Consider the following 25,891-nt stretch of genomic DNA (forward strand, 5'->3'; position numbering starts at 1 on the left):
TATAGTGATGAAAGCTACAAATAAAATAGCGATTCTTGGTGCGAATGGAAAAGTCGGAAAATTCCTCGTAAATCAAGCGTTAGAAAAGGGCTATCAAGTACGAATATTAACGAGAAATTCTAAAAATATGACGATAACTAATGAAAATATAGAGACTATCCGTGGGGATGCCCGCGATTTTTCAGTCATACAGGAATTACTTCAAGGGTGTAAAGCTGTGATTAATGCGGTGGGTCAGCCGAAAAATGAACCTTATATTTTTAGTACAGTTACGAAGCATATTTTAAAAGTAATGAAGGAATATGAAATGAAGCGCTATATTCTTATTTCTGGAGGCTCCTTAAATGTAAAAGGAGATCAGAAGGGAATTGCAAATAAAATAGGGGCTAATTTGTTTCGATTATTTCTTCCAAAGATGATGCAGGATAAATATAAAGAATTGCAAATTATACAAAGTAGTGAAATAGATTGGACAATTGTTAGATTACCGTTTGTTATAGAGGGAAATGGGATTGGTGATATTAAAGAGAGTTTAGTAGATATGCCAGGAATCAAAATTCAAAATGGGGATATTGCACCGTTTGTAATAAAACAAATTAATAGTGAAAGATATATAGGAAAGTGTCCGCTCATTTCAAATTAAGAGATATCGTTAAAAATTAAAGAATAATGGATATAGTGCTAATAGTTTATTTCATGTGTTTGAATGTTGAGTTTAATACAAGTAAGTGGAGGATAATTCTATATGATTCAATATAAAAGGTGTAATGAAGTAAATATTGATTTAGTATATGAAGCGTTTAAAGATGGTTTTTCTGATTATATTATTAAAATGGAAGTTTCAAAAGAGGATTTTGTACAACGGTTTTTGGGACCAGAAGGTAACTCGCTAGAACACTCCTTTATTGCGTTAGACGGTGACAAATCTGTTGGTGTAATACTTGGTGGTATTAAGGTATATGAAAGTATAAAAACAATGCGCTGCGGAACATTAGCTGTTCATCCAGAATTTCGAGGCATTGGTGTAAGTCAAAAGTTATTTGAGTTACATAAAGAAGAAGCGACACAAAATAAATGTAAGCAGCTTTTTCTTGAAGTTATTGTAGGAAACGATCGGGCGATTCATTTTTATAACAAATTAGGTTATGAAAAAGTATATGATCTTTCTTATTATAATTTAAATGATTTAACTAAAATAATGAATAAAGATAATAAAAAGATTGAAGTAAAACAATTAGAATTTCCAACATTTAAAGTTGAGATTCAGAAATGGCTAAACTTCCATATAAATTGGCAAAATGATATTGATTATATCAAAAAAACAAATCATACATTTTACGGTGCATATGTTGATAGTGATATAAAAGGTTCTGTATGTGTAAATGAACAAGGAAAAATTAGTTTTATTTTCACAGACAAAGACTATAGAAATATTGGTGTTGGGACGAAATTATTACAGGTAGCAAGTGAAGAATTAAAGTTATCAAGTTTATCAATTGGGTTGCCAAACAACAATTTACTGGAAGGGTTTTTAAAGAAATCTGGATTTGAAAAGAATTCTTTAGCACAATATGAAATGTATTTATTGCTATAAAAAGCGGAGGGAATTATTCTTTTCGCTTTTTATTTTGCACTATAAACGTTTTTGCTGTATGTGGGAGGATAAGTAAAAACAACAGAAGTTTTGTTACCTATCTTATTGAGCTAACTGGCACTTTAGTTGAAAAAGGAAAATGTATAGTAAACATAGAATATATTAATACATTAAAAGATTTATGAGGTGAAAGTGATGGCAATTAAGCAAGACGAAATTAAAGTAGTAGTCGGAGCTGGAGTATTTAATAATAATCCAGGTTGGGTTCAAACGCAAGAAGATGAACTTAATTTACTAGACAATACCACTTGGGAAGAAAGATTTGAATACAATTCCATTTCAGCTATTTTAGCAGAGCATGTATGGGAACATCTTACTTTTGAAGAAGGTGTAAAAGCAGCTGAAATTTGCTATAAATTTTTAAATCCATCAGGTCATATTCGGTGCGGAGTGCCTGATGCATTTTTCCGAGATGAAACCTACCAAAATATAGTTCAAATAGGCGGCCCTGGCCCGAAAGACCATCCAGCTGCAAGCCATAAAATCGTACATAATTATAAAACATTAACGAAAATGTTTGAAATTGCTGGATTTGAGGTAGTTTTACTTGAATATTGTGATGAAAATGGTCAATTTTATTACACAGAATGGGATGCGAATGACGGCGTTATTTTCCGTTCGAAAAGGTATGATTCTAGAAATAGAGGCGATAAACTTGGTTTTCCATCGCTAATTGTTGACGCGATTAAAAGGTAAGTCATTCACCTAAAATAGGTGTTAGTTCTATCAGTTCATGAGTCGCAAATGCGGCTTTTTTTATTTGTTTTGTAAACCTACGTTTAGCAAGGAATTAGACATACATAATAAGTGATTTTGAACGTTACATAACTTGATTTGAATACTATATTAGCTCTTATTAACACCATTTATCTTAAAGAAAATTGCTTTTAAATATTTAATGGAAATATCATATAAAGTAAATAAATCAACGTTTTCTCATGTTGAATTTTTTTGCGGAAATGTTGAGGTACGCCTATTGTAATAAACACATGGAGAGAATATATAATAAATCAATCAATGTTCAAGATACCATTCACACATTAAATTAATATTTCATTGCCATAGAGATTTCTTTTATGCATAAATTCGTGTAAAATAAAACAGGAACATACATTCTGTACAAGAGTAGGAGGAAATAAATATGTTAGCTCAAATAGAGAAACAAACTGATGGCTATATTATAAAATTTGAACGCCAATTTCCCAATACAATAGAGGAAGTTTGGTCTGTTTTAACTGAAAACAGCAAGCTTAAAAAATGGATGTCTAATTTACAGATTGAAAACCTTAAAACAGGTGGAATTATAAAGTTCGACATGATGGATGGTTCATTTTTAAATATTGATATTTTAGAGTGCCAACTAAATTCAGTACTTGAATTCACATGGGATAAAGATCGTGTCCGATTTGAAATACATAAAGAGAAAAATGGTGCTCTTTTACTACTTAAAGAATACATTCATGAATTAACTGATCATACACCAAAAGATATAGCTGGTTGGCATATTTGTCTTGACCTTTTTTCTTCAGTTTTAGAAGAGGATGAGAAGGAATTTTCTAAAAACGAATGGCAACAATGGTTCGAAAAATACAAGGATAAGATTCGAGAAGTGAGAGGATAATTGTATAATAGGTAATATTCATTATGTAATTATTATACTGTAAAAATGATTTTGTGGAAAAATAAGAATAGAGGTTAATATGAAAGTAAATCAATTAATTGCTAATAACATAAATAAACTTGATACTGTTATTCCATTTAATAAATCACTTGGTATTGCTGGTTTATCTGGATCTGGAAAAACAACTCTTTGTCAAACAATTGGTGAAGAATCAAAGAAGCGTCTAGTTTCCTTATTGCCAAAGGCTGAATATCAATATTTATTTCCTAATATTATGGAAACTAATTTTAGTGCCATTAAGATGGAGGAAATGCCTTTAGTACTTTTTTTAGGAAAATCATCAATTTCTTCCAATCCGCGTTCGACGATTGGTACTCATACAGGTGTTTTTAAAGAGATTCGTGAAAAACTAGCGGAAGAATTTAATCTTTCTCCTGAAGTCTTTTCATTTAATAATCAATTAGGTTGGTGTGCTGGCTGTAAAGGGCGTGGTACTACTAAAAATATTGAGTGTAAAAAATGTAAGGGGAAACGTTATAGTGAAGAAGTTGAACAACGTACTATTGAGTTATTTGCTGAATCACATACAATTTCGGATATTAACGATTTAAGTGTTGAATCTATTCTTTCACTAGCAGAAGAATTAAATATTAGTGAAGCAAAACAACATATATTGAAAAATATTATCAATATGAACATTGGTTATTTAACATTAAATCGAATTATGGGTACGTTGTCAGGTGGAGAATTAACACGACTTTACTTAGCTGAATTCATGGCAGTTAGTGAAAATACTGTAATTATTATTGATGAGATTTCAGTTGGACTTGATAATGAAACATTGTTACAAATATTAGAAGAGATCGAAAAATTAGGGTATAAAAATCAAATCTGGCTCATTGATCATTCAGATACAGTACTGGATACAACAGATGAGCAATTGTTCTTCGGACCTGGTAGCGGAAAATATGGTGGACAAATCGTGAAAGAATCACCAAGACCAAAACCAATACTATCGGAACGAAATTACGAAATGCCAACAGAATATTATACATTCCATGAATTATATTGCCGAAATATCCAAATGATTGAGTTTCAGATTCCTAAAAATAGACTTGTAACTGTTACAGGAGAGTCTGGATGCGGGAAATCTACACTTGTCAATGAGTGTTTAGCTACAGATTTCTTGAAACGATATCCCAAAGATAAACTAGTTATGGTAGGGCAAGATCGAAACCAATCGATTACAAGTCGATCAACTGTAGCAACTTTCTTAGATATTAAAAAGAAACTGACAAAGTATAGTGAAGAAATTGATGATATTTTTGAGCGCTCAATTGAGGATATTATTGAGGAAATTCCAAACGAAGATATTGCGTATAAACGCTTGAGCCTACTAATCAAATTAGGACTGGGCTATTTAACATTAGAACGAAAAACACAAACATTATCAACGGGTGAGTTTCAATGTGTTCATTTAGTTTCTGAGTTATTTGCAAAAACAAGAAATCCACATACATTGTTTATTTTTGATGAGCCTTCAAAAGGTTTATCGCAAAATATTTTAAATCAATTTATAGATAGTGTTAGAGGGATATTACAAGATGAATCAGTCTCTATCATAATGATTGAGCATAACAGTTACATGCTAGAAAGTTCTGATTATATTGTTGATTTTGGAAAAAGACAGGTTGAATCTATAGAGCATCTTGATGTAGTAAGTCATGAGGATTATTATCGTCAAAAAAGAAGTGTGAATAATGCTGAACAAGTACACATTTCTTCAACGCTTAAGCGTAAAGAAGGAGTTCACTATTTAAAAGAAAATCATATTAACTATTTTAAAAATGCTGAAAACGTTTATAAGGGTGGTATTTTAAAAAGCTTATCATCAATGGCACGATTAATTTATGGTGAATATGAATCTGATACAATGGCACCTGTTGTTGCTATTGATCTCGAAAGACATTTGTATAGTCAATATAGTTTCTTATATGAAATTGGTGGATTGATCAATCATATTGTAGCTGCTCATCCGACTAATAAAGATACGAGAAGCTTCGATTTCTATTCTCAGGATAATCATTGCCCATCATGTTCTGGACGTCTTCAAATTGAAGTTTTTGATAAAGAAATTACAATTCAAGATAAAAATGTTCCATTTTGGGATGGTCTATTCGATCCGGAAATCATGAAAGTATTAAAATTTTATCAATATGAAAAAATAGAATTTCTATTTGAAGAAATTAAAAATGAGCTTGGTCATGATTTGTCAAAGAGCTATAATGATATGTCTGAGGAAGAAAAACATACATTTTGGTACGGCTATTTTGATAAGTCCTTTTATGATAAGAAAGGAAAGACACGTAGAACATGGGTAGGATTTAATACGATTATTGGCGGGTATATTGTTATTTCAAAAGCAGCTATTAAAGAAGATATTAAGACTTCTAAAGAAATGATGAAATGTCCAATTTGTAAGGGGACTTTATTAAATCACCACAAATCAATTAATTTTGGAGATACAGATATTCGTGAAATTATTAATCAACCGCTTAACGAAGTATTAAAAATTGTAGGAGATTTGCCTGTACTCGTCAAATTGAAATCTATCGTAGGTGACGATATGATGATGACAGAAGATGTTTCTTTATTACCTAGAAATATACAAGTCGCACTGAAAATGTTTGAATTAGAACAAGCAAGCTTTTCAAATTATGAAATGGTGTTACAAAATGTTTTACCATTCTGGGACGAAATAAAAGGAAATATAGAATCCATTTGCTTCAACAATCAAGTAACTATTTGTGATTTTCCTAATGTTTATGAAACAAGAGAAACAATTATAGATAAGTATTTCACAAATGGTAAATATAAAAAACTAACATATGTATACGAAGCATTTGGTTACAAAAAATTAGTTACCCAAATTAATAAAATTAAAAAAAGCAACCCGTGTCCATTCTGTAACGGAAAGAAAGTTATAACCGAAGATAATCTACATGATGGTGTGTTTAAATTAACAATTCCATGTATAACTTGTAATGCAAGTGGTATTAATGATGAAGGGCTTAAAGAAATTGTTGATGGCATAGATGTACAAACATGGTTAACTGGAAAAGTTAGTGATGTTGTGGATGTAAGCTTACGAACTGAGGATGTTGCAGACATTCTAATATTTAATCGAATTCGTGAGTTGAATAAGCGAGAAATGATGGCGGTTTATGAATGTCTTGAGAAAAATAATTAAATTAAGAAGAATAAAAAATAGTGGTTAGTTAGGGATTAAAAACTCATTTGCAATAATCTGCAAATGAGTTTTTATGTTGAAGAAGAGTTTCTTTAAACGTGTTAAGGTAGATAAATAATAGAGTAAGAAAAATCTATTTGTAATACCAATATAAATTATTCTTAAATTTTAAACTGAAAGGTATTACAGGTTGGCATTTATGTTTAAGTTTTGTTAGTCTTTCTAAGATATAAATATTTATCTGCGATAGTTAGTTTTAAATCGTTAATTATGATCATTTATTATATAATTATTGACGTATAAAAATGTTTTTGGGGGATAATAATTTAGGTTATTTGGATAATAACAAAAGGAATATGCTACTTTTTTAGTGATTGTATAATTATTAGAATTTTTAAATTTAACAGAAATATATACTTGAATGAAGTATATATTTCTGTTAAATTTATCCTATGGATAGAACAAGTTTAATTAAAGGGAATTTAGAAATGTGTGTATTGTCTATTTTGTCTACAAAGAAAAGTTATGGTTATGAAATTATGAAAGAACTTGAAGTACATAATTTAAAATTGAAAGGAGTAGGAAGTATTTATCCCATTTTAACTAAACTGAAAAATCAAGAGTGGGTTAATACTTATCAAGAAGTAACAGACAGTGGTAAAGTTAGGATTTATTACGAAATTAATGAAAATGGAAAATTGCGTCTTGAGGAGAAAGTTAATGAATGGTTAGAGTTGCAATCTGATATTAAAATATTATTAAAGAGTGGTTTGAAAGGAGACCTTCTGAAATGAGGAGTGAATTAAAAGATAAAGAACAGCAATTTTTAACAGGCGTACTTAAGGAATTAAAGCAATATGATATAAGTTTAGAAGAAAGGGAAAATATTAAACAACAAATTTTAGAGCATATCCAAGAATGTCGTGAACATGGTGAGGAAAGTATAAATGACCTAGGAACGCCTCAATTATTTGTTCAAGACTTTTTGGAGATAAATGAAATTGATCTGCGAGTGAAAATGAAACAACTTCAAAATATAAATAAAAAATCTAATACATTAATCATAATTGGCATATTTGTCGCATTTATTACATACCTCATTTCACAAACTACACTTTCGATATTTTTAACTGAATCCCTTAATCCAACCAACAGTGAAAATAACTTTAATTTTAATCTTTTATATCGAATAGCAGAAAATCAGTGGTGGAACTCTATATTAATAATGATTAGTTTAATGGTTTCTTTATTAATATCTATAATTTTAGTAATTTATAAAAAAAGAAAGTTATCCGAAGTACATTAAGATGAAGATATCGAAATATAAATTGTTTCTAATTTGTATAGTTTGTAATGTATTAATGTTATGTATTGCACATTCAAAAGTTTACGCTCAGCAAAATATTAGAGTTACTTTAGATATTTATATTGAAAAATTTTTAAAGGAACATAAAATTCCAGGAGCTTCAGTAGCTATTGTACATAATAGAGATGTATTTTACACAAAATTATGGGGGGTTACTGGAGAATCTGAAAAAAAGATAACTAGTAAAACACCATTTGCAATTGGATCAATAAGTAAATCTTTAACTGGTCTAGCTATAGTGAAGTTAATAGAAAATAAAAAAATAAATTTAGAGGATTCAGTTCAACAACATCTTCCTTGGTTTAAAGTAAAAGATAATCAATCGGCCTCAAATATAACAATCCAACATCTACTAACACATTCAAGTGGAATGAGTACCTATGAAGGTTTAGCATTATCAGATAAGCAATCAAAGACTACTACGGCTATAAAAGAAAATGTAATGAAACTGTCGAATGTAACATTAACTGCTCCCCCAGGACAAAAATATCAATATAGTAATGCAAATTATCTCGTTCTTGGTGCACTTATTGAGGAAGTTTCAAAAGAGACATACTCTACTTATATGGAGAAGCAAATTTTTCAGCCATTAAGAATGAATGGTGCAGCAGCAAATAGTGAAGAGTCTTATAAAAAGGGTTATTTAACAGGTTATCAATCATGGTTTGGAATACCAAGAAAAAGTACGGTGTCGTATGATAATGGTGGGACACCATATGGATATATTACAGCAAATCTAGAAGATATGATTCAATTCATTAAGTTTTTGAATCAGCAAGAGCATACACAATTTTTAAATAAAGATAGTATGGATCTTTATTTATCTCCATTATATAAAATAGATTCAGCGAAATATTATGGTTTTGGACTGAGGACAACAAATATAAATGGAAACGAAAAGATGGTTTGGCATTCAGGCTCAACTCCTGATTCACATGCAGAAATATTTATTTTAAATGAAACTGGCTGGGGTGTTGTGATTTTAACGAATAAAAATCATGTTTTAGAAGAAGCATCACTACCAGAATTTAAAAAAGGGATTATTAATATTTTGAATGGTGAAGAACCGGTTGATATACCAAAAAATATACCAATAGTTCAAATTATTATGTCAATATTAATATTCTCACTTTTTATTACAGCAATTATGTTAATAATAAAGTATAAACGTAAAAAAATGACCTGGATTTTTCTAGGGAGTTTATTTCTAATATTATCTATTACTTTAATTCCACTTCTTATTTATAGTACAAATTCACCGTGGCAGACGATTAAAATGTTTTCTGCAGATGTAGCGTTGCTCATTAGTATTATAGTTACTTTATTGAATATAAATGGATTAATATCAATATATATTGTGAAAAGTGAATTGGTAAATAAGTCGTAAGAGCTTTTAATTATATAAATATAATACATTAAATAATCGTTTAAACTGTTATAAATAGTTGACTCTCACACAATGTCATTGTTTAAGCTTAAGTTGAGCTTCGAATAATTGTAATAAATAGGAGGAACTAATGTTCAAAATAGGAGATTTTTCAAAACTTTCTTCCATTAGCATACGTATGTTGAGACATTACGATAAAGTGGAATTATTACAACCAGTAAAAGTCGATGAGCAAAGTGGTTATCGATATTATTCAGCAGCCCAATTAAAGAAAGTAAATCAAATTCAAGTGTTAAAAGATATGGGATTTAATATTGCCACTATTAAAGAATTAGTAGAGAGTGAAAATATTGAAGTAATAAAGTCACAATTTGAAAATCGTAGTGCTCAAATAAAGGAAGATATGGACGATCTCAAAAAAAAATTACGTCTCCTCGAAGACTCAATGAAAACGATGAGAGAGGATGTTATTGAAATGAACTATCATGTTTCATTAAAAGAAATTCCAGAAAGAAATGTAGCAAGTGTTAGAAAGGTTATTCCATCGTATAATTGCGAAGGGGATTTATGGAGTATATTGATGCAAGAAATTAATGTTAAAAATATTAGTATAGCTAATCCGAGTTATAGTATTGCTACATTCCATGATCAAGAATATAAGGAAAATGATGTGGATGTAGAAATACAGATAAATATTTTAGGGGAGCATGAAAATACAAAAGATGTTAATTTCAAAAAGATAGATCCATCCTATGTAGCTTCAATAACAGTTAACGGAAGTTATGAACAAATGACAGCTGTAAATGAGGCGGCAGCAAAATGGATTGAAACGGAAGGTTATGAGTTAGCCGGACCGATGTTTAATATTTATCACGTTAGTCCAGCGATGGAATCAGATCCTAATAAGTGGGTTACAGAGGTTTGTTATCCGATAAACAAATAAACAATAAAGTAAAAAAGGTATCGTATATGCCTTTTTTACTTTATTTCCATCTGAAAATATTTAGCACAAAGGACTCGTTGATTAACAATAATAGCCTCCTTAATACTAGTTAATCTAAGGAGGCATTGAATTGTTATAAATTAATGATATGTGTATCCTCCATCAGGAAATAATACATTACCTGTAGTAAAACCATTTTGCATTAAATACAGGACAGTATGTGCAATTTCATCATTATACCCAGGTCTCTGTACAAGAGAAAGAGATTTATAATCTTCATAAGCAGCTAGTCTTTTCTCATTTTGTTCATTCTCTCTTCGTATCGTTCCAGGAGAAACAACATTAACTCTAATAGGAGCTAATTCAACAGCTAAAGCTTTCCCTAAGCTTTCAATAGCACCATTACAAGCGCCATAAGCAGGTGCACCTTTAAGTGGTCTTTGACTAAATGCACCGGACATTAACACGATAGATCCAGATTTTGAAAGAAAAGGAATTGCATATTTTACGGCGTAATATTGTGGCCAAAACTTTCCGATAAAGCTGCTTTCAGCAATTTCCTCTGTAGCGGTTATTGGTCCAAGTGTGTAAGAGGCTCCCGGTGTGAATAAATGATCAAAATTCCCAACTGTCTTGAAAAAATCTTGTAATTGCTCTTTATTTTGATTATCCAATACATAAGTTTGAAGATGGTTGTTATTTATTAATTCTCGAGAAATTTTTAATTTTTCTTCCGAGCGTCCTGCAATAATAACATGTGCGCCTTGTTCGATTGCTTGTTTTGCTGTTACTAATCCAATACCAGAGCTTCCACCAATGATAACGATACGAGTATCCTTTAATGTAGTAATAGACATATTTTAGCCCCTCCTTTAATAAAAACTTTAAAATAAAACTGCTATGCTTTTATTATTCGCTAAAAGATTGCAAGTGAAAAGTACGCACTTTATATGTACATAGTCGCAAATTTCGTACTAATCGCTTGTTATATGGATACATAATATAAAAAATTACTCATTATAATTTATGATTTGAGGGAGTGGTGAGGAAAGTGAATTTAGAGGAACCGAAATTAAAAGGGGTAATAGCGACATTACAAATAATCGGTGGGAAATGGAAGCCACTTATTTTATTTATATTATTAACAGATGGAACGAAACGGTTTGGTGAATTAAAGCGATTAATACCAGACATTTCTCAAGGAACATTAGCGAAGCAGCTTCGTGAATTAGAACAAGATCAACTAATACAACGTGAAATTTATCAAGAAATACCACCTAAAGTGGAATATAGCTTAACTGAGCATGGAAAAACAGTTAGTACTGTTTTAGATAGTATGTGTGGTTGGGGAAGAGGACATTTAGAATATATTGATAAAAATAAAATATAACATTATTATGTAAACTAAATGGAATTTGTCGAAACATATCGTTTTAATAATTTGTATTTTATAATATATAATTAAGTAGTGTTATAGGTTATTATATATGCAGTCTTCCAGATGAGGTGATATAGCTGAAATGCTGTATCGTTCGAAGTAACTAGTTGTTCGGGGCTGAAAAAATGCGTAGCAGATATAAAAGAAGACGTAGGCCCTTTCACGATAATATCAACTATGAGTCTATTTCGAGAATCATCTAAACAGTTAATGCTTTTTTACAAAGGGGAAATAATAAAATGAATGAATTAGAGTATAAAAGTTTTTATGATAAAGTGGGACGATTAAATGGGTGGGACTTTAGTAAGCTAAAGTGTGAAACTGTAGGTGACACTTGGGACTTTTATGGCGAAGTGCAAGAAAGATGTAAACCATCAGATATTCTACTTGATGTTGGCACAGGTGGAGGAGAGAATATATTAAAAATAGCATCTTCAGCTGCATTACTGATTGGAATAGATAATTCTAATGGAATGATCAAAACAGCACATTCCAATTTGAATAAAGCAGGTATACAAAATGTTGAATTTCTTCAAATGGATTCGGAATTTTTAACGTTTCCGCATGCTCATTTTGATATTACTTCAAGTTGTCATGCGCCGTTTGTAGCATCTGAATTGGCAAAAGTAATGAAAAAAGGTGCTTTTTTCTTAACACAACAAGTTAGCGAACATGATAAATTAAATCTTAAAGAAGCATTTGGTAGAGGGCAATGTTTAGGTGAAAGAGATGGTACGTTAAAAGATAATTATATGGGTGAACTTATTAGTGCAGGATTTGAACTCGTACAAGTACGTGAATATGATGTTACTGATTATTACAGTACTCCTGAGGATCTTATTTTCTTATTAAAACATACGCCTATTATTCCTAGATTTGGAGAAAAAGAAGAGGACTTTAATATTTTACAAAAGTTCATTGACGCTAATAGTTCCGAAAAAGGTATTCGTACGAATTCAAAAAGGTTTATGATTATTGCTGTTAAATCATAGTGTATTTTAACGTAAAAGCTGATTTTCTTTAAAAGAAAATCAGCTTTTTTTGTGGAAAAGAATGCAGGGAAAACTTAAAAATCATAGAAATAGGTAAAGTGGTAATCTAAAAATTGAAATATAGGGGATAATTATTTTGAAACGTTACTATATTAACAACGAAAAAATAAACGCACATATTACTGAGTGGAGAAATAATGAAAAGTCCGTTATCTTTTGTTTACATGGGTTAGGTAGTACGAGTTTAAGTTTTATAGAAATTGCAGAGGAATTAAAGGAAGAGTATAGATTTATCTCCATTGATGCACCTGGGCATGGTAAAACACCGCCCTTTGAAAGAACGGAAGATTATGAGATGCTGAATTTAGCAAACTGGTTAAATGAAATAATAAATGAACTGAGAATTGAACATTTCTATTTTTTATCACATTCGTGGGGAAGTTTTGTAGCACTATTTTATTTATTAAATAATCCAGAAAAAGTACTAGGAAGTATTCTTATTGATGGTGGATATCAAACAAAAAGGCTTCAAGAAGAAACGCTTGAAGAGGAAATCGCGTATTACGAAAAGGATTTTGAAGAATATATTTTTAATAATTGGGGTGGATTTTTCAAAAGTGAAAAAGAAGCATATACTAGGTGGTCTCCATTATTAGAAGTTGCTGTAAAAGACCTAGGGATTGAAATGGATAATAAAGTATGTTGGCATGCGAGAGGTACAACAGCTGGTAATATAATAAGAGGTATGCATAAAGATGAAACGATAGATATTTACGAGAAGTTACCATCTAATATTATATTGCTTCGAGCTACAGTTCCACAAATATGGGATGAATATAGAGATAAAACAGTGAGGATTTTCAAGTTAAAAACTGGCGCGAAAGTAAAATTAATCTCTGATACTACACATTTGTTACACTGGGATAAACCAGAAGTTGTTATAGAGGAAATAAAAAGTAATTGGAGCTAACATATTCATACTAAAGTTGTAGTTTTTACATGAAAAATCCACCCTTCGGTTTGATTTTATCTATTTATAAGTGTAATACAATAAGAATAGATAATAAGAAACAAGGGGGAATGTAAAGTGATTACACATATATCAGATATAAAACTACAAACGGTTTCTATAGAAGGGGTAAAACAAGTCTATAAAGACATATTATCTTTTCCAATAAAAAAAGAAATCGCATCATATATTCAATTTGAAGTAACACCGTATACAACAATTAGTTTTCAAGAAGTATATGAACCAATTGCACCTGCGCATTTCGCTTTTGAGATCCCATATTCAAAGTTTCATGAAACGGCAAAATGGCTTAAAGAGTCTGGATTACTCATTGTGAAATGGAAAGATGGTCATACAATTGGTGAGGAGAATGGTCTATTCAATTTATACTTTAAAGATGGTGATGGAAATCTTCTCGAAATTATTGCACATAGTTATGTTAAAGAAGATGTATTAGTCCCGCATTCACCGTTAAACATTTTATACGTAAGGGAAATTGGTCTTCCGGTTAAAAGTGTACCTGTATTTACGGAATGGTTGAAATCAAATCTAGACATGAAAACGAAGGAAGATGGGGATATTTTTAACTTTGTAATAGGTGGCACTGCATATATCGTTGCAACCTGGTGGCAGCGACCGTGGATTCCAATCGCGATGAAAGCTTTACCACCGAAAGTACATGTTTCATTCGGAACACCGGATCATGCGTTTTTACAACAAATCCAAAATAACTTTAAGAAAAATGGTGTTCCATTTGAAAGTAAACATACTGAAGTATTGTTTATTCAACAAGGGTATTCATTTTCTGTTTTGCATACACCGGAGTTTCATTCCGATATTCCTAGAAAATTAAACTTACCACTTTCTATATAATTATAGGGAGGGGTAAGTTTTTTTCATTTTCATGAAGAAGGGTTTCAGTATAATTACACTGAATTTATAGAGGACTATAAGGCGTTATTCTAATTTACTGTAAGGAGAGAAATGAATTGAATCTAGGAAATCCGATAGCCAAAGGAAATACGGCTGAAATTTATCTTTGTGATAATAAAGTTGTGAAATTGTTTAAAGAATACCTCCCTAATACAGAATCTCTATACGAAGCACGAAAACAAAAGTATGCATATTCATGTGGTTTACACGTTCCTAAAGTATTTGAAGTTACAGAGATACAAGGTAGACAAGCTATTATTATGGAATATGTAGAAGGGGAAAGTGTTGGTGAGCTTTTGCTTAATAATTTGAGTAAAGCGGAGCATTACATAAGTATATGTGTTAGTGTACAACAAAAGATTCATGCGATCTATGTGAGATCGGATGAAATAGAGCTGATGGAAAAGAGGCTTTATCGTCAAATTAACTCCGTACATGATCTGGATGAAAAACAAAAGGGAAATATATTAAAAAAGTTAGATTCAATCACATTTGAACCTAGATTATGTCATGGTGATTTTCATCCGTTTAATTTAATTATGAGTAATGGTGATGTGAATATTATAGATTGGGTTGATGCTAGTTCAGGTGATATTCGTGCAGATGTGTTTCGGACATACTTATTGTATTCACAGAATTCAGAGGAATTAGCTGAAATGTATTTACATATATATTGCAAAAAAACAGGTTTATTAAGAGATGAAATTTTCCAGTGGGCTCCTATTATTAGCGCAGCTAGATTGGCAGAGAGTACACCTCTGTAAATAAAAGATGTTTTCAAGTATTTATTTTGATCCCTATTAAAATAGTGAATCATTTATTTTTTTACTCATTGATTCTCACCGTTATTTTTCTTGCTAATTCTTTTCGGTTTGTCATATACTAAAAAGAGACCAAATGTTTTCTTTTAGGAGGACACTATGCGTAAAGGTGAATTAACAAAAAGAATGATTCTTGATCGTTCCTCTGCTCTGTTTAATATAAAGGGGTATAGTGGTTCTTCAATTTCTGATATTATGCGAGAGACTGGGCTAGAGAAGGGTGGTATTTATCGTCACTTTAAAAATAAAGATGACTTGGCTGTTCAAGCCTTTCAGCACGCAACTTCACAAATGGGAGTGCGTTATATTGAAGAAATAAAAAAAGCATCCACTACATTTGATAAGTTAAAAAGTTTTATCTCAGTTTTTACATCTCTCGTTCATAATGATCCTCTTCCAGGAGGCTGTCCAATCATGAATGTAACGTTAGAAGCAGATGATTCCCACCCACTTATGGCAGAACAAGCACAGATAGCGATGAATCAATTACTTGGAATGATTGAAAAGATTATTACGAATGGAATTGAGCAAGGGGAGTTAAGATCAGATACTCAAGCAAAGCAGATTGCTATCATCTGGATTTCTTCTCTTGAAGGAGCACTTGCCTTGTCACGCTTATACCAAGATACAGTCTATATTGATACAGTATCGTCACGACTTTTAGATGAATTGGAAAAACAAATTACGGCCAAGTAAGCCGTAATTTTTATCACAAAAAAGAGACTGTTCGGTTTCTTTTTTGAGGGGGTGATCACTTAATAGAAATTCCATGATGGAACTATGAAAAAACGGTTGAGAGAAGAATGGTACTAATACAAAATAGTAAATTGAAAAATGTGTAGAGTATGAACAATTTCGGCCTACCTGTTTCTAATTTTTGGAGGAGTGTGAAAAAGGATATGAGAGAAATAGAAACAATCGTAATTGGCTCTGGACCTGGAGGATATGTTGCTGCAATAAGAGCTTCACAATTAGGGCAACAAGTGGCAATTATAGAAAGAGAGAATCTTGGTGGCGTATGTGCTAACGTCGGCTGCATTCCATCTAAGGCACTTATTTCTGTAGGTCATCGTTTTGAGGAAACAAAGCATTCAGAAAATATGGGTATTTTTTCTTCTGGTGTAAATGTTGATTTTGCAAAAGTACAAGAATTTAAAAACAACGTTGTAAAGAAATTAATAGGTGGTGTAGAAGGGTTATTAAAAAGCAATAAAGTAGAAGTGATAAAAGGTGAAGCTTATTTCATGGATGCTAACACTATACGAGTAACCAATAAAGATGCAGCTCAAACATATACATTTAAAAATGCAATTATAGCTACTGGATCACGCCCAGTTGAAATTCCAACATTTAAATTTACAAAACGTGTGATTAACTCTACAGGTGTACTTAGTTTAACTGAAGTTCCAAGTAAATTGGTTGTAATCGGTGGTGGTTACATTGGTACTGAATTGGGCTCTGCTTACGCTTCCCTCGGTTCTATAGTAACAATTATTGAAGGAGGTAAAGATATTTTAACTGGCTTCGATAAACAAATGACTCAAATTGTGAAAGAAGACCTTATAAACAAAGGTGTTACAGTAATAGTAGATGCATCCGCTAAAGGTGTTGAAGAAGTTGAAAATGGTGTAATTGTTACCTACGAAATTGGTGGTGAAGAAAAGAAAGTTGACGCTGATTACGTATTAGTAACGGTTGGCCGTCGTCCTAATACTGAAAATATTGGTTTTGAAAAAATCGGTATTGAGTTTTCTGACCGCGGTTTATTAAAAGTTGATCAACAATGCCGTACTAACCTTCCGAACATTTTTGCTATCGGTGATATTATTGCTGGTCCACAGCTTGCACATAAAGCATTTTACGAAGGAAAAGTAGCTGTTGAAGCTATTTCTGGTGAACTATCATGTGTTGATCACTTGGCAATTCCAGCAGTTTGTTTCACAAATCCTGAATTAGCTACAGTTGGTTATACTGAAGAGCGAGCAAAGGCAGAAGGCATGGAAGTAAAAGTGATTCAATCCCCATTTTCAGCAAACGGTCGTGCACTTGTATCAAATGAAGGAAAAGGGTTCTTGAGGCTATTGGTGCGTAAAGAAGATGGTGTATTAGTAGGTGCTCAAATCGTGGGTAATGGTGCATCAGAAATAATTGCCGAAATGGGTTTAGCAATTGAATCAGGCATGACAGTTGAAGATATTGCATTAACACCACATGCTCAACTAACTTTAAGTGAGATTGTGATGGAAGCTGCTGAGGCCTTAATTTACAATTTTAAATAAATATTAATTAATAAAAATTGGATTGCTTCGTTTTTTAGAAATTCTAAATAAAATAAATGTAGAGATAAATAAATATGTAAAAAACAATCTTTACTAATAAACTTCTTAATAACATATTATGGCTAATTGAGCCGTTTTTTTTACCGTGAAAAAGAGACTATTCGGTTTCTTTTTATGAGAGGATTTATTCATTTATTAGAGAATTAAAAGTCGAATTATGGAAAACAAATATGAGAGGAGAATACAAATGAGTCAATTTGTTAATTCAACAATGGAAGGTAAAAATTTTAGTGCTGTTCAAGTAGGAAAGTGGGAGGATCTGCTTCAATATAAAAATGGAAATCCATTTAAAGCTCCTGGAAAGGTATTTCTTAAAGATGACTTACAATGTACAGGGATGGAAGTTTCACTAAATGTTTTCCCTCCAGGCATTTCAATGCCCTTTTATCATAAGCATAGAGAAAATGAAGAGCTGTATATCTTCGTCAAAGGAAAAGGGGAATTCAAGATTGATGATGAAATTCTTGAAATCAAAGAGGGTACTGTCATAAGGGTGGCACAAGAGGGGGAAAGAATTTGGCGTAACAATTCAAGTGAACCTCTCTATTTTATTTGTATTCAAGCTAGGGCAAATACTTTGGAAGAAAGTAATATCGAGGATGGTATTAAGTTAGATAAATCCGTTGAATGGATTGAAAAATAGGTGCCACTGTACGATTAAATATCGTTTCGCTCCTTGTATTTTGTCTTTTGAAGAAAACTTATCTATAGAAAAGTACACCCAATTGTTAAACTGAATGTAACAATTGGGTGTACTTTATAGGAAACCAACTGTGTTTAAAGAATGGCTTTTTTCAATCTTTATTCTATAAAGGTTCATTATCCGTACTTGTTCCTCAGTTAACTCTTCTTTATTCCAATACATATGCATTAAACTATATTCGAATATCTCCTTTAATTTAATAAACAATGGAAGCTGCTCTATCATTTCTGTAGGTAGATCATTTTCCTCCTGGTATCCGCCGATTATTGCTTTTGTAATAGAATTCTCATAGTCGACTATGTTGCCATTCCCAACGAAAGAATATTCTATCGCGCTATAGACTGGAACAGCTAAATCGAATATGTAAAAATGTTTTTCACAGTCTTGAAAATCAATCATTGTTAAATTTAAATCATTGCCCACTAATATGTTTTCTAACCATAAATCTCCATGAATTAAGCCGTAATTTGAAGTGGACTTTGGCAGCTCCTTTATAGAAGTTAAAACGTCAGATGCAATTTCTCTTATAGTAGTCTCTTCTTTTGGGATATAGTTAAGAAAATTATACTCTTCATTTTGATACCAGTCGTTTATATGTTTTACTGGTTCAATACTTTCAAAATTTTTAGATGCACGATGTAATTTACCAATTTGTTGACCAAGCTTTTTAAATACATTAGAATTCCATTCGTTTCTTGGTAAATGTATACCAGGAGCAGCTTTATATAATACAGCAAAAACTTCTTTGTCTAATGTTATTTTCTCTACTAAATTCCCCTTTAAAGAAGGTATTATGGGAGGGACTCCTAAGCCCTTTTGATATAAAAATTTCGTATATGTAACTTCTTCTAATTGCTCTTCATATGTTTTATAGTTTGTAATTCTAACGAAGTAAGTACCTTGTGCTGTGAGACATTGATACATTTCATTTGTTATTGGTTTCATTTCAATAAAATCCAATGGATATAGTTTATTAATTAGTTTAAGTATCTCTTTTTCTATATTATTCATTTTAACTTCCTTTCCAAACATAAATTTTCCACTCACAAAACTACTAGTTCATTAACTTACAAATTTCGTGTTTTATTTGGTAGAATCCTTTAAAAAAGATTTATCCCGTAAAAGTCCGATTAGTATGGGATAATAATCAGTGGGGAGGAACAAGCTCCCCACTGATTAAAGTTTCACTTTATTGAAAAGTAAATGTATGACAAAATAAGATAGCTGAAAAAATATGAAATGAGTAATTACATATGATATTTAAAGGTTCTAGAGGGTGGTTAATGTTATAAACCACAAGAAATATCAAAAGAAAGAAGTGGATACTTCTTATAATATTTAGTGAGGAGGGAGATAAATGAATGAACATATACAGCTAATGATTGAATGGATTGAGGGCAATTTAAAAAAGGAGTTTTCATTAGATAAATTATCTGATTATATGGGGTATTCTCCTTACTTCTGTTCGTTTAAATTTCATCAAGTAACAGGGATAAGTATTAGACGATATATTCTTCTTAGAAGATTGTATTTATCAACGGAAGATTTGACGAATGATAGAAAGATAATTGATATCGCATTTGATTACGATTACTCTTCGCAAGAGGCTTATAGTAGAGCATTTAAAACTGTTTTTGGTATAACCCCAGGGAAATTCCAACTTAACAAAATACCGGTTCAATCATTTATTAAACTCTCAATCAATGATGGCAAGGAGTGGGATAGAATGAATTTTTCTAGAAAAGTTGAAGTTAATCAGTTACGAAATGCGAAGAGTGAGCTGTTTGATAAAGATGTACTAAACATATTAAATGGTCAATTTATGTATGAAGAATTTAAAAGTGAAAGACTAATGGGGGAATCTGATTACGCTCCATTTAATGAAGCTATGTGTGTAAATGCGACTACTGCACAGATTTTTGATGATAAGTTTATTAAAACAAGGGCAGAAGGACATCAAGGTACTGTAGAAAATTATATAAAAAAGGTTATTCATCCTTTAGAGAATCTTTTTAAGAAAGAGTATAAATGTATCGTTTTATGGTTTGGTGAGGATATGTTTTGCCAAATGAATCTACTTACCGTACTTTCTTATCTTGAACAGTCTGATTATAAGGGAAAAGTATACTTAAATAGCTTCAGAGAGGATGAATTTAAAGTAAGTCAAATTGAACTTGAATTAGGAAACTATTTTTCAGTTTATAATCAAGTTCTAGTAAATCAAAAAAAACCATCTCATGAGATACTACCTGTAATGTATCAGGCGATAGATTTATATTTAGAGATGCTAAAAGAAAATAATGTAGTAGTAAAGTATATCTCCAAAAATAAAGGTTTACCAACACAAGAGTTACTAAAAAGGTTGTTTAATCTTTTTCCAACAATAGGATATGGGGATCTACAATATATAGAGCTTATTAATAAAGCGAGATAAAGATTCAATTTGTGTTGAATAAAAAAACAATAAAAAATGCACCTATAAGGACAGATGCATTTTTTTATTTATATTTGTTTAAGTAATTCCAATTCCTCTTCTACAAATGCCATTAATTCTTTTATTGTCTCACTAGAAAAATCAAAACGAATTCCAGCTGCTTCATATACCTCTGGTAAGGATTCAGAGCTACCTAGAGATAATGCTTTTTTGTAATTTTGTAGTGCTTGTTTAGGATTCTCCTTGTATTGTTTATACATTTGCAATGCACCAAGTTGCGCGATTGCATATTCAATATAATAGAAGGGTATTTCGAATATGTGTAGTACAGGTAACCAGCCAGTTGCTATCCAGTTTTCATAACCTTCAATATTTACCACATTCGATTGGTAAGTGTTATGTAATTCTAAATATTTTTCATTTCTTTCTTTAGCAGTATGATTTGGATTTTCATACATCCAATATTGGAATTGATCAACGATAAGCATTTGTGGTAAATACTTAACAATATCTTTAAAGAAATCTAATTTTGCTTTTATAAATTCTTCTGTATTCTCATAAAATGTATCCCAATACTCCATCGAAAACAATTCCATTGTCATGCTGGCTAGCTCAGCTGATTCTGAAGGGATTTCTAAATATTTTTGTAGCTTTAGCTGCTTCATACATTCATTATGAATACTATGGCCCATTTCATGGAGGAAAGTAGTAACATCATAATGTGTATGATTGAGATTCATAAAAATAAAAGATAATTGAGAAGCAGGTAAGTGTTCGCAAAATCCTCCAGGTGCTTTTCCTTTACGACTTTCTAAATCTAAGCAATCATTTTTATGCATACGGCTCAATAATGCAGAAAATTCTGGGTCTAGTTTTTGTAAAATATGAGAACTTTTTTCGATTAAATCACTCTCGTCTTCAATGGGTTTTAATACTTTTTGATTTGGTGCGGCTGCTTTTAGATCCCACGGACGAAGTGTATCTACTTGAAGTTCAGCTTTTTTCTCATTAAATATATTATCAATAAGTGGCACAACGTATTTACGAACGGATTCTGCAAGTTCATAGCAATCATCAGCCGTATAATCAAAACGTTCATATTTTTTAAACATATAATCACAATAATTATCTAATTGAATGTTTTTTGCCTTTTGGTGACGGATTGCAATTAATTCATTTAAAATATGTTGTAAATTATTTTCAACAGATAAGAATTTTTCAGAAATGAGCATTTTTGCTTTTTTTCGTATATCACGATTCGGATTTTGTAAGTAAGACTGTAGTTCAGTAATTGTTTTTTCTTCGCCATCCCATAGTGCAGTCAAACTGCCTGTAATTTCGAAGTACTCGGTTACTAATTTGTCTTCTTTTACTTCTAAATCAATGTTCTTTTCACAAAATAATGTTTGCGCATTTTTTATTTTTTTATCTAGTAAGCTATAAGTTTTTGGATCAAGTTGCATTCGAAATGGTGACTCTAAATATTTATTATCAAAGGAATTTTGATAACGTTTCAAAAGAGGCCTTACATATTGTTGATCATATTCAAACGTATCTTTTATTTCTTTGTTATCTGTATTACATTGAAAGTCAATATAGTGTGATCTCAATTGTTCTTCGATTTCCCATATTAATTTCGACTGTATTTTCAGCCAATTTTCTAAATCTTCTCCTGAAGAAATGGGTTTACTTAATAAAGTAGATAATTCGTTCTCTAGCTCATGTATATTACGGATATCGATCGTATTAGAGTTCTGCATTATTTACCCCTCACTTTTTATTTACTCAAGGAGGTATTCTTCTTTTTCGCTATGATTCCTTTTTTCCCTAGAAAATTTGTGCCTATTACTCCAAGAACAATCATAAGTGTACCGACAATATGATAGTAGGCAATTTGCTCGTGTAAGAATACAACGCCTGCGATAATGGTAATAAGTGTAGATAAGTTGCTAAAAACACTTATTTTGGCTGCTTCAATATAAGATAATGAATAGTTTAATAATAATGCTGTCAGTAAGGAAGATAGTAATCCTAAATATAAAATGGAGATAAGGAATGTTCCATTCGTAAATGGCTTAAAGTATACAGTTATTGTACCTTTGTTCATATGGTCAATGATTGCGATGAAATTAAAACTAATAAAACCGATTGCTGTCATTGTGTATGTTAAATCCATCAGCTTGAATTTCTTTGTCATGTTTCGAGCTAATACATTGTAGCAAGCAGATGATAATGCCGATAATAAAATGAGAATAACACCGATAAAGCTCGTTTTATGAGCCCCTATACCATTCATAACAAATATATAAATGACACCTATTACAGAAATACATACTGATGTTTTTTGCCATGTATTCGTATATTCTTTTAAAAAATAGGAAGCTAGTATCATCGTAAATATAGGGATCGCTGCTTGTATAATTCCAGCTTCAGATGAACTTGTATATACTAAGCCAAATGCTTGGAAAGCAAAGAACAATGCTGGATAAAATATTGCGAGTGGTAAAAGTGTAAGTATGTTTTTAAATGATATATTTAACTTTACAAAACCGAAAATAACCGGAATGGTTGCTGCTATGAAGGCAACTGTAAAACGGTGAGCCAGAGTATCAAGAGGACTCGTAATGGTTAGTGCTAGTTTCACAAACATAAATGAAAACCCAATAATAAATGAATAGAGTAATGCTGATATATATGCTTTTGTTGTATTTGTCATAATTCCACCTCATAGTAGTTGATTTCTTACTGGCCAGTATACGTACATAGTAATCCTTCTGATCTAGTGCTACAATGTGAACAAATACAAACTGTACCGGTACAAAAAAATAGGAGGTGTAATGATGTATAAATATTTACATGTTTTGAACGACTTAGAAAGTATGATTCAAAATGGTGAGATAAAAGAAGGAAAGAAATTACCATCTATACGGTCGCTTGTTACACAATATGAATGTAATAAGGGGACTGTAATACGAGCGCTGCATGAATTGGAAAAGCGTCATATTATTTATTCTGTACCTCAAAGTGGATACTATGTTGTTAAGAAATCTGGAAGTTACGTAGAAAGTAACGAGATTATTGATTTCGCTTCTTCGGCCCCAGATCCAGATGTTTTTCCATACTTAGATTTTCAGCATTGCATTAATAAAGCGATTGATACCTATAAGAATGATTTGTTTATATACGGAACACCGAAAGGGTTACCATCTTTAATTTCGGTTGTGCAAAAACAGTTAGCAAACTATCAAGTTTTCACAAAGGAAGATAATATATTTATAACGTCAGGTGTGCAGCAGGCGCTTGCTATATTAACTTCAATACCATTTCCGAATGAAAACGAAATGATACTAATTGAGCAGCCAAGTTATCATTTATATATTGAATATGTAGAAATAAATAAGATCTCTGTGATCGGAATAAAGCGTACACATGAAGGGATAGATTTAAATGAACTAGAGAAGATATTCCGAACAGAAAAAATTAAATTCTTTTATACAATACCAAGGTTTCACCATCCACTTGGAACTTCGTATTCTAAAAAAGAGAGAGAAAAGATTATTCAACTTGCGAAGAAATATAATGTATTTATAGTGGAAGACGACTATTTAGCAGATTTAGAAACTGATTCAAAAGTAGATCCGTTTTACAGCCAAGATAATTGTAATCATGTTATATATTTAAAAAGTTATTCGAAGATCATCTTTCCAGGTTTACGAGTCGGTGTTGCAGTCATCCCACAATCTATTGCAGATGCCTTTTATAAGTATAAGAAGATATTAGATATCGATAGTCCTATGATTTCGCAAGCTGCTTTAGAAATTTACATAAAGAGCGGAATGTTTGATCGGCATAAACATAAAATAAAAGCAACTTACTACAATAGGTCAAAAAAACTAGCGGAAGTAGTAGAAGATGTTCAAAATGAAAACCCACGTTTGTTTACTTATAGATCTGTAGATTCAATTGGAATACACACGTGTTTACAGTTGAAAAGAAACATAGTTACGGATACACTTATTAAAAATTTAAGCAAGAGTCAACTAAGCATAGATTCTATTAATAAAAATTATTTAAGTAACTTTCATAAAGAGAGATTGTTAAAGTTAAATGTATCTAATGTAAAAGAAGAAAAGATTGAAGAAGGGATTGGCAAAGTAATTGAGGAAATAAAACGAATGAACCGTGTGGATTTTCAGTTTAAAAAAGAATAATGCTTATGAGGGGGCTTGCTTTGAATAGAATAGCCTTGTTTGTATGTACCGCTCTGGTTGAGTCACAATAATAATGTTTAATTACAAAAAAATCGTTCCATTCATGATATACCATTAAAAGGTCGTTTTCTTGAATAAAAATAAGAGAATGGGGTATTTGTAAGTAAATTAAAGGTAGTTCAGAAGATGTTATATCGTTTAGTAGGAGGAAGTATTACTCAACATTATGGAGGGAATCGATTATGAGCGATACACAAACATTACGAGGACTAACTACAGTTAGTTTTTGGACAGATGATCTAGCAGCTGCAAAAAAGTGGTACGCTGAGCTATTAGGAAGCGAACCATACTTTGAACGCCCAGGATATGCCGAATTTCGCATTGAAGACTACCAATATGAGCTAGGTTTAATCGATAGCCGTTATGCGCCAGTTGGTACAGTGACCGGTCCAGCTGGTGCTATCGTGTATTGGCATGTTGATGATGTAACAGCAACTTTCAATAAGCTGATGTCTATGGGAGCGAAAGAGTATGAGGCACCTACAGAGCGCGGCGTGGGATTCATCACCGCTTCCGTAGTTGATCCCTTCGGAAACATATTAGGCATTATGTACAATCAGCACTATTTAGATGTGCTGATTTCGAACAAAAAAGCGTGAACATCGCTGTTGCACTACAAGGTATAGGGTGCAATGCTAATCAAATTTAATTCATATTATTTTACCCCTTTCTTAAAAACAGAACGGGGTTATGCTTGTTTTAGGTTCGTAAACGTAAAGTAAATCCAAGA

General features: G+C 31.5%; 24 protein-coding genes. 20 read left to right on the top strand and 4 right to left on the bottom strand.

The features are described from left to right. The first annotated feature begins 7 nt into the window (after positions 1 to 7). The 9 genes from MKY90_RS12905 (at position 8) to MKY90_RS12945 (ending at position 10,221) form a co-directional block, all read left to right on the top strand. Positions 8 to 643 carry an SDR family oxidoreductase gene (locus MKY90_RS12905; protein WP_078185736.1) on the top strand — a complete coding sequence of 212 codons (636 nt, stop codon included), beginning with the start codon at positions 8 to 10 and terminating at the stop codon, positions 641 to 643. A gap of 102 nt (positions 644 to 745) precedes the next feature. Continuing rightward, a complete protein-coding gene (locus MKY90_RS12910) occupies positions 746 to 1,594 on the top strand; it encodes a GNAT family N-acetyltransferase (protein ID WP_078185737.1) in 849 nt (282 codons plus the stop codon). A gap of 192 nt (positions 1,595 to 1,786) precedes the next feature. Beyond that, positions 1,787 to 2,350, top strand: coding sequence for a class I SAM-dependent methyltransferase (locus MKY90_RS12915; protein ID WP_141506935.1), 564 nt, complete (start codon positions 1,787 to 1,789; stop codon positions 2,348 to 2,350). A 445-nt stretch (positions 2,351 to 2,795) separates the two neighbouring features. After that, the gene (locus MKY90_RS12920) at positions 2,796 to 3,275 is read left to right on the top strand and encodes an SRPBCC family protein (protein ID WP_341091496.1); all 480 of its coding nucleotides are present in this window, start codon (positions 2,796 to 2,798) and stop codon (positions 3,273 to 3,275) included. A 79-nt stretch (positions 3,276 to 3,354) separates the two neighbouring features. After that, the gene (locus MKY90_RS12925) at positions 3,355 to 6,525 is read left to right on the top strand and encodes an ATP-binding cassette domain-containing protein (protein WP_098167882.1); all 3,171 of its coding nucleotides are present in this window, start codon (positions 3,355 to 3,357) and stop codon (positions 6,523 to 6,525) included. 452 nt (positions 6,526 to 6,977) lie between these two features. Continuing rightward, positions 6,978 to 7,319 carry a PadR family transcriptional regulator gene (locus tag MKY90_RS12930; protein ID WP_341091499.1) on the top strand — a complete coding sequence of 114 codons (342 nt, stop codon included), beginning with the start codon at positions 6,978 to 6,980 and terminating at the stop codon, positions 7,317 to 7,319. After that, positions 7,316 to 7,831 carry a hypothetical protein gene (locus tag MKY90_RS12935; protein WP_098168227.1) on the top strand — a complete coding sequence of 172 codons (516 nt, stop codon included), beginning with the start codon at positions 7,316 to 7,318 and terminating at the stop codon, positions 7,829 to 7,831. Before MKY90_RS12930 ends, MKY90_RS12935 begins: the two co-directional genes overlap by 4 nt. A 1-nt stretch (position 7,832) precedes the next feature. Beyond that, on the top strand, positions 7,833 to 9,278 hold the full coding sequence (locus tag MKY90_RS12940; RefSeq protein ID WP_341091500.1) for a serine hydrolase domain-containing protein: 1,446 nt from the start codon (positions 7,833 to 7,835) through the stop codon (positions 9,276 to 9,278). Between the two features lie 130 nt (positions 9,279 to 9,408). Further along, positions 9,409 to 10,221, top strand: coding sequence for a MerR family transcriptional regulator (locus tag MKY90_RS12945; RefSeq protein ID WP_341091502.1), 813 nt, complete (start codon positions 9,409 to 9,411; stop codon positions 10,219 to 10,221). 140 nt (positions 10,222 to 10,361) lie between these two features. Here MKY90_RS12945 and MKY90_RS12950 read toward each other — a convergent pair whose 3' ends face one another. Then, on the bottom strand, positions 10,362 to 11,078 hold the full coding sequence (locus MKY90_RS12950) for an SDR family oxidoreductase (protein ID WP_002085411.1): 717 nt from the start codon (positions 11,076 to 11,078) through the stop codon (positions 10,362 to 10,364). 194 nt (positions 11,079 to 11,272) lie between these two features. Between MKY90_RS12950 and MKY90_RS12955 the strand changes: the two genes are divergently transcribed. The 8 genes from MKY90_RS12955 (at position 11,273) to MKY90_RS12990 (ending at position 18,396) form a co-directional block, all read left to right on the top strand. Then, positions 11,273 to 11,611, top strand: coding sequence for a winged helix-turn-helix transcriptional regulator (locus MKY90_RS12955; RefSeq protein WP_033713746.1), 339 nt, complete (start codon positions 11,273 to 11,275; stop codon positions 11,609 to 11,611). Positions 11,612 to 11,898: 287 nt separating this feature from the next. Continuing rightward, positions 11,899 to 12,651, top strand: a complete 753-nt coding sequence (locus MKY90_RS12960) for a class I SAM-dependent methyltransferase (RefSeq protein WP_003189406.1) — start codon at positions 11,899 to 11,901, stop codon at positions 12,649 to 12,651. Between the two features lie 136 nt (positions 12,652 to 12,787). Continuing rightward, on the top strand, positions 12,788 to 13,621 hold the full coding sequence (locus MKY90_RS12965; RefSeq protein WP_003189408.1) for an alpha/beta hydrolase: 834 nt from the start codon (positions 12,788 to 12,790) through the stop codon (positions 13,619 to 13,621). Positions 13,622 to 13,738: 117 nt separating this feature from the next. Further along, positions 13,739 to 14,533: a VOC family protein gene (locus MKY90_RS12970; RefSeq protein WP_003189410.1), complete on the top strand. Its 795-nt coding sequence runs from the start codon at positions 13,739 to 13,741 to the stop codon at positions 14,531 to 14,533. Positions 14,534 to 14,649: 116 nt separating this feature from the next. Next, a complete protein-coding gene (locus MKY90_RS12975; RefSeq protein ID WP_003189412.1) occupies positions 14,650 to 15,357 on the top strand; it encodes an aminoglycoside phosphotransferase family protein in 708 nt (235 codons plus the stop codon). Between the two features lie 156 nt (positions 15,358 to 15,513). Then, positions 15,514 to 16,110: a TetR/AcrR family transcriptional regulator gene (locus MKY90_RS12980; protein ID WP_002127527.1), complete on the top strand. Its 597-nt coding sequence runs from the start codon at positions 15,514 to 15,516 to the stop codon at positions 16,108 to 16,110. Between the two features lie 203 nt (positions 16,111 to 16,313). Beyond that, positions 16,314 to 17,693, top strand: coding sequence for a dihydrolipoyl dehydrogenase (lpdA, locus tag MKY90_RS12985; RefSeq protein ID WP_341091505.1), 1,380 nt, complete (start codon positions 16,314 to 16,316; stop codon positions 17,691 to 17,693). 247 nt (positions 17,694 to 17,940) lie between these two features. Further along, positions 17,941 to 18,396, top strand: coding sequence for a cupin domain-containing protein (locus tag MKY90_RS12990; protein WP_016127029.1), 456 nt, complete (start codon positions 17,941 to 17,943; stop codon positions 18,394 to 18,396). Positions 18,397 to 18,510: 114 nt separating this feature from the next. On the opposite strand, the gene MKY90_RS12995 is transcribed toward MKY90_RS12990, so the two are convergent. Beyond that, a complete protein-coding gene (locus tag MKY90_RS12995; RefSeq protein ID WP_078214415.1) occupies positions 18,511 to 19,488 on the bottom strand; it encodes a phosphotransferase enzyme family protein in 978 nt (325 codons plus the stop codon). A gap of 325 nt (positions 19,489 to 19,813) precedes the next feature. Between MKY90_RS12995 and MKY90_RS13000 the strand changes: the two genes are divergently transcribed. After that, positions 19,814 to 20,890, top strand: coding sequence for a helix-turn-helix domain-containing protein (locus MKY90_RS13000; protein ID WP_341091508.1), 1,077 nt, complete (start codon positions 19,814 to 19,816; stop codon positions 20,888 to 20,890). 68 nt (positions 20,891 to 20,958) lie between these two features. On the opposite strand, the gene MKY90_RS13005 is transcribed toward MKY90_RS13000, so the two are convergent. Further along, entirely contained in the window at positions 20,959 to 22,650 is a 1,692-nt protein-coding gene (locus MKY90_RS13005) for a M3 family oligoendopeptidase (RefSeq protein ID WP_215599640.1), read from the bottom strand. A 17-nt stretch (positions 22,651 to 22,667) separates the two neighbouring features. Then, a complete protein-coding gene (locus MKY90_RS13010; RefSeq protein WP_078179127.1) occupies positions 22,668 to 23,606 on the bottom strand; it encodes a DMT family transporter in 939 nt (312 codons plus the stop codon). 124 nt (positions 23,607 to 23,730) lie between these two features. Between MKY90_RS13010 and MKY90_RS13015 the strand changes: the two genes are divergently transcribed. Together MKY90_RS13015 and MKY90_RS13020 are read left to right on the top strand one after the other, a co-directional pair. Then, positions 23,731 to 25,101, top strand: coding sequence for an aminotransferase-like domain-containing protein (locus MKY90_RS13015; protein ID WP_215599639.1), 1,371 nt, complete (start codon positions 23,731 to 23,733; stop codon positions 25,099 to 25,101). Between the two features lie 242 nt (positions 25,102 to 25,343). Beyond that, positions 25,344 to 25,760 carry a VOC family protein gene (locus tag MKY90_RS13020; RefSeq protein WP_050000477.1) on the top strand — a complete coding sequence of 139 codons (417 nt, stop codon included), beginning with the start codon at positions 25,344 to 25,346 and terminating at the stop codon, positions 25,758 to 25,760. Positions 25,761 to 25,891: the final 131 nt, after the last annotated feature.

Origin of the sequence: Bacillus sp. FSL P2-0099 (assembly GCF_038007445.1) — a bacterium.
Lineage (GTDB): Bacteria > Bacillota > Bacilli > Bacillales > Bacillaceae_G > Bacillus_A > Bacillus_A mycoides.

Bases quoted from the DNA above. Each gene is read 5' to 3' on its own strand.
- MKY90_RS12905 (WP_078185736.1), top strand. From the start codon at position 8: ATGAAAGCTACAAATAAAATAGCGATTCTTGGTGCGAATGGAAAAGTC.
- MKY90_RS12910 (WP_078185737.1), top strand. From the start codon at position 746: ATGATTCAATATAAAAGGTGTAATGAAGTAAATATTGATTTAGTATAT.
- MKY90_RS12920 (WP_341091496.1), top strand. From the start codon at position 2,796: ATGTTAGCTCAAATAGAGAAACAAACTGATGGCTATATTATAAAATTT.
- MKY90_RS12925 (WP_098167882.1), top strand. From the start codon at position 3,355: ATGAAAGTAAATCAATTAATTGCTAATAACATAAATAAACTTGATACT.
- MKY90_RS12930 (WP_341091499.1), top strand. From the start codon at position 6,978: ATGGATAGAACAAGTTTAATTAAAGGGAATTTAGAAATGTGTGTATTG.
- MKY90_RS12935 (WP_098168227.1), top strand. From the start codon at position 7,316: ATGAGGAGTGAATTAAAAGATAAAGAACAGCAATTTTTAACAGGCGTA.
- MKY90_RS12940 (WP_341091500.1), top strand. From the start codon at position 7,833: ATGAAGATATCGAAATATAAATTGTTTCTAATTTGTATAGTTTGTAAT.
- MKY90_RS12945 (WP_341091502.1), top strand. From the start codon at position 9,409: ATGTTCAAAATAGGAGATTTTTCAAAACTTTCTTCCATTAGCATACGT.
- MKY90_RS12950 (WP_002085411.1), bottom strand. From the start codon at position 11,078: ATGTCTATTACTACATTAAAGGATACTCGTATCGTTATCATTGGTGGA.
- MKY90_RS12960 (WP_003189406.1), top strand. From the start codon at position 11,899: ATGAATGAATTAGAGTATAAAAGTTTTTATGATAAAGTGGGACGATTA.
- MKY90_RS12980 (WP_002127527.1), top strand. From the start codon at position 15,514: ATGCGTAAAGGTGAATTAACAAAAAGAATGATTCTTGATCGTTCCTCT.
- lpdA (WP_341091505.1), top strand. From the start codon at position 16,314: ATGAGAGAAATAGAAACAATCGTAATTGGCTCTGGACCTGGAGGATAT.
- MKY90_RS12990 (WP_016127029.1), top strand. From the start codon at position 17,941: ATGAGTCAATTTGTTAATTCAACAATGGAAGGTAAAAATTTTAGTGCT.
- MKY90_RS12995 (WP_078214415.1), bottom strand. From the start codon at position 19,488: ATGTTTGGAAAGGAAGTTAAAATGAATAATATAGAAAAAGAGATACTT.
- MKY90_RS13000 (WP_341091508.1), top strand. From the start codon at position 19,814: ATGAATGAACATATACAGCTAATGATTGAATGGATTGAGGGCAATTTA.
- MKY90_RS13005 (WP_215599640.1), bottom strand. From the start codon at position 22,650: ATGCAGAACTCTAATACGATCGATATCCGTAATATACATGAGCTAGAG.
- MKY90_RS13010 (WP_078179127.1), bottom strand. From the start codon at position 23,606: ATGACAAATACAACAAAAGCATATATATCAGCATTACTCTATTCATTT.
- MKY90_RS13015 (WP_215599639.1), top strand. From the start codon at position 23,731: ATGTATAAATATTTACATGTTTTGAACGACTTAGAAAGTATGATTCAA.
- MKY90_RS13020 (WP_050000477.1), top strand. From the start codon at position 25,344: ATGAGCGATACACAAACATTACGAGGACTAACTACAGTTAGTTTTTGG.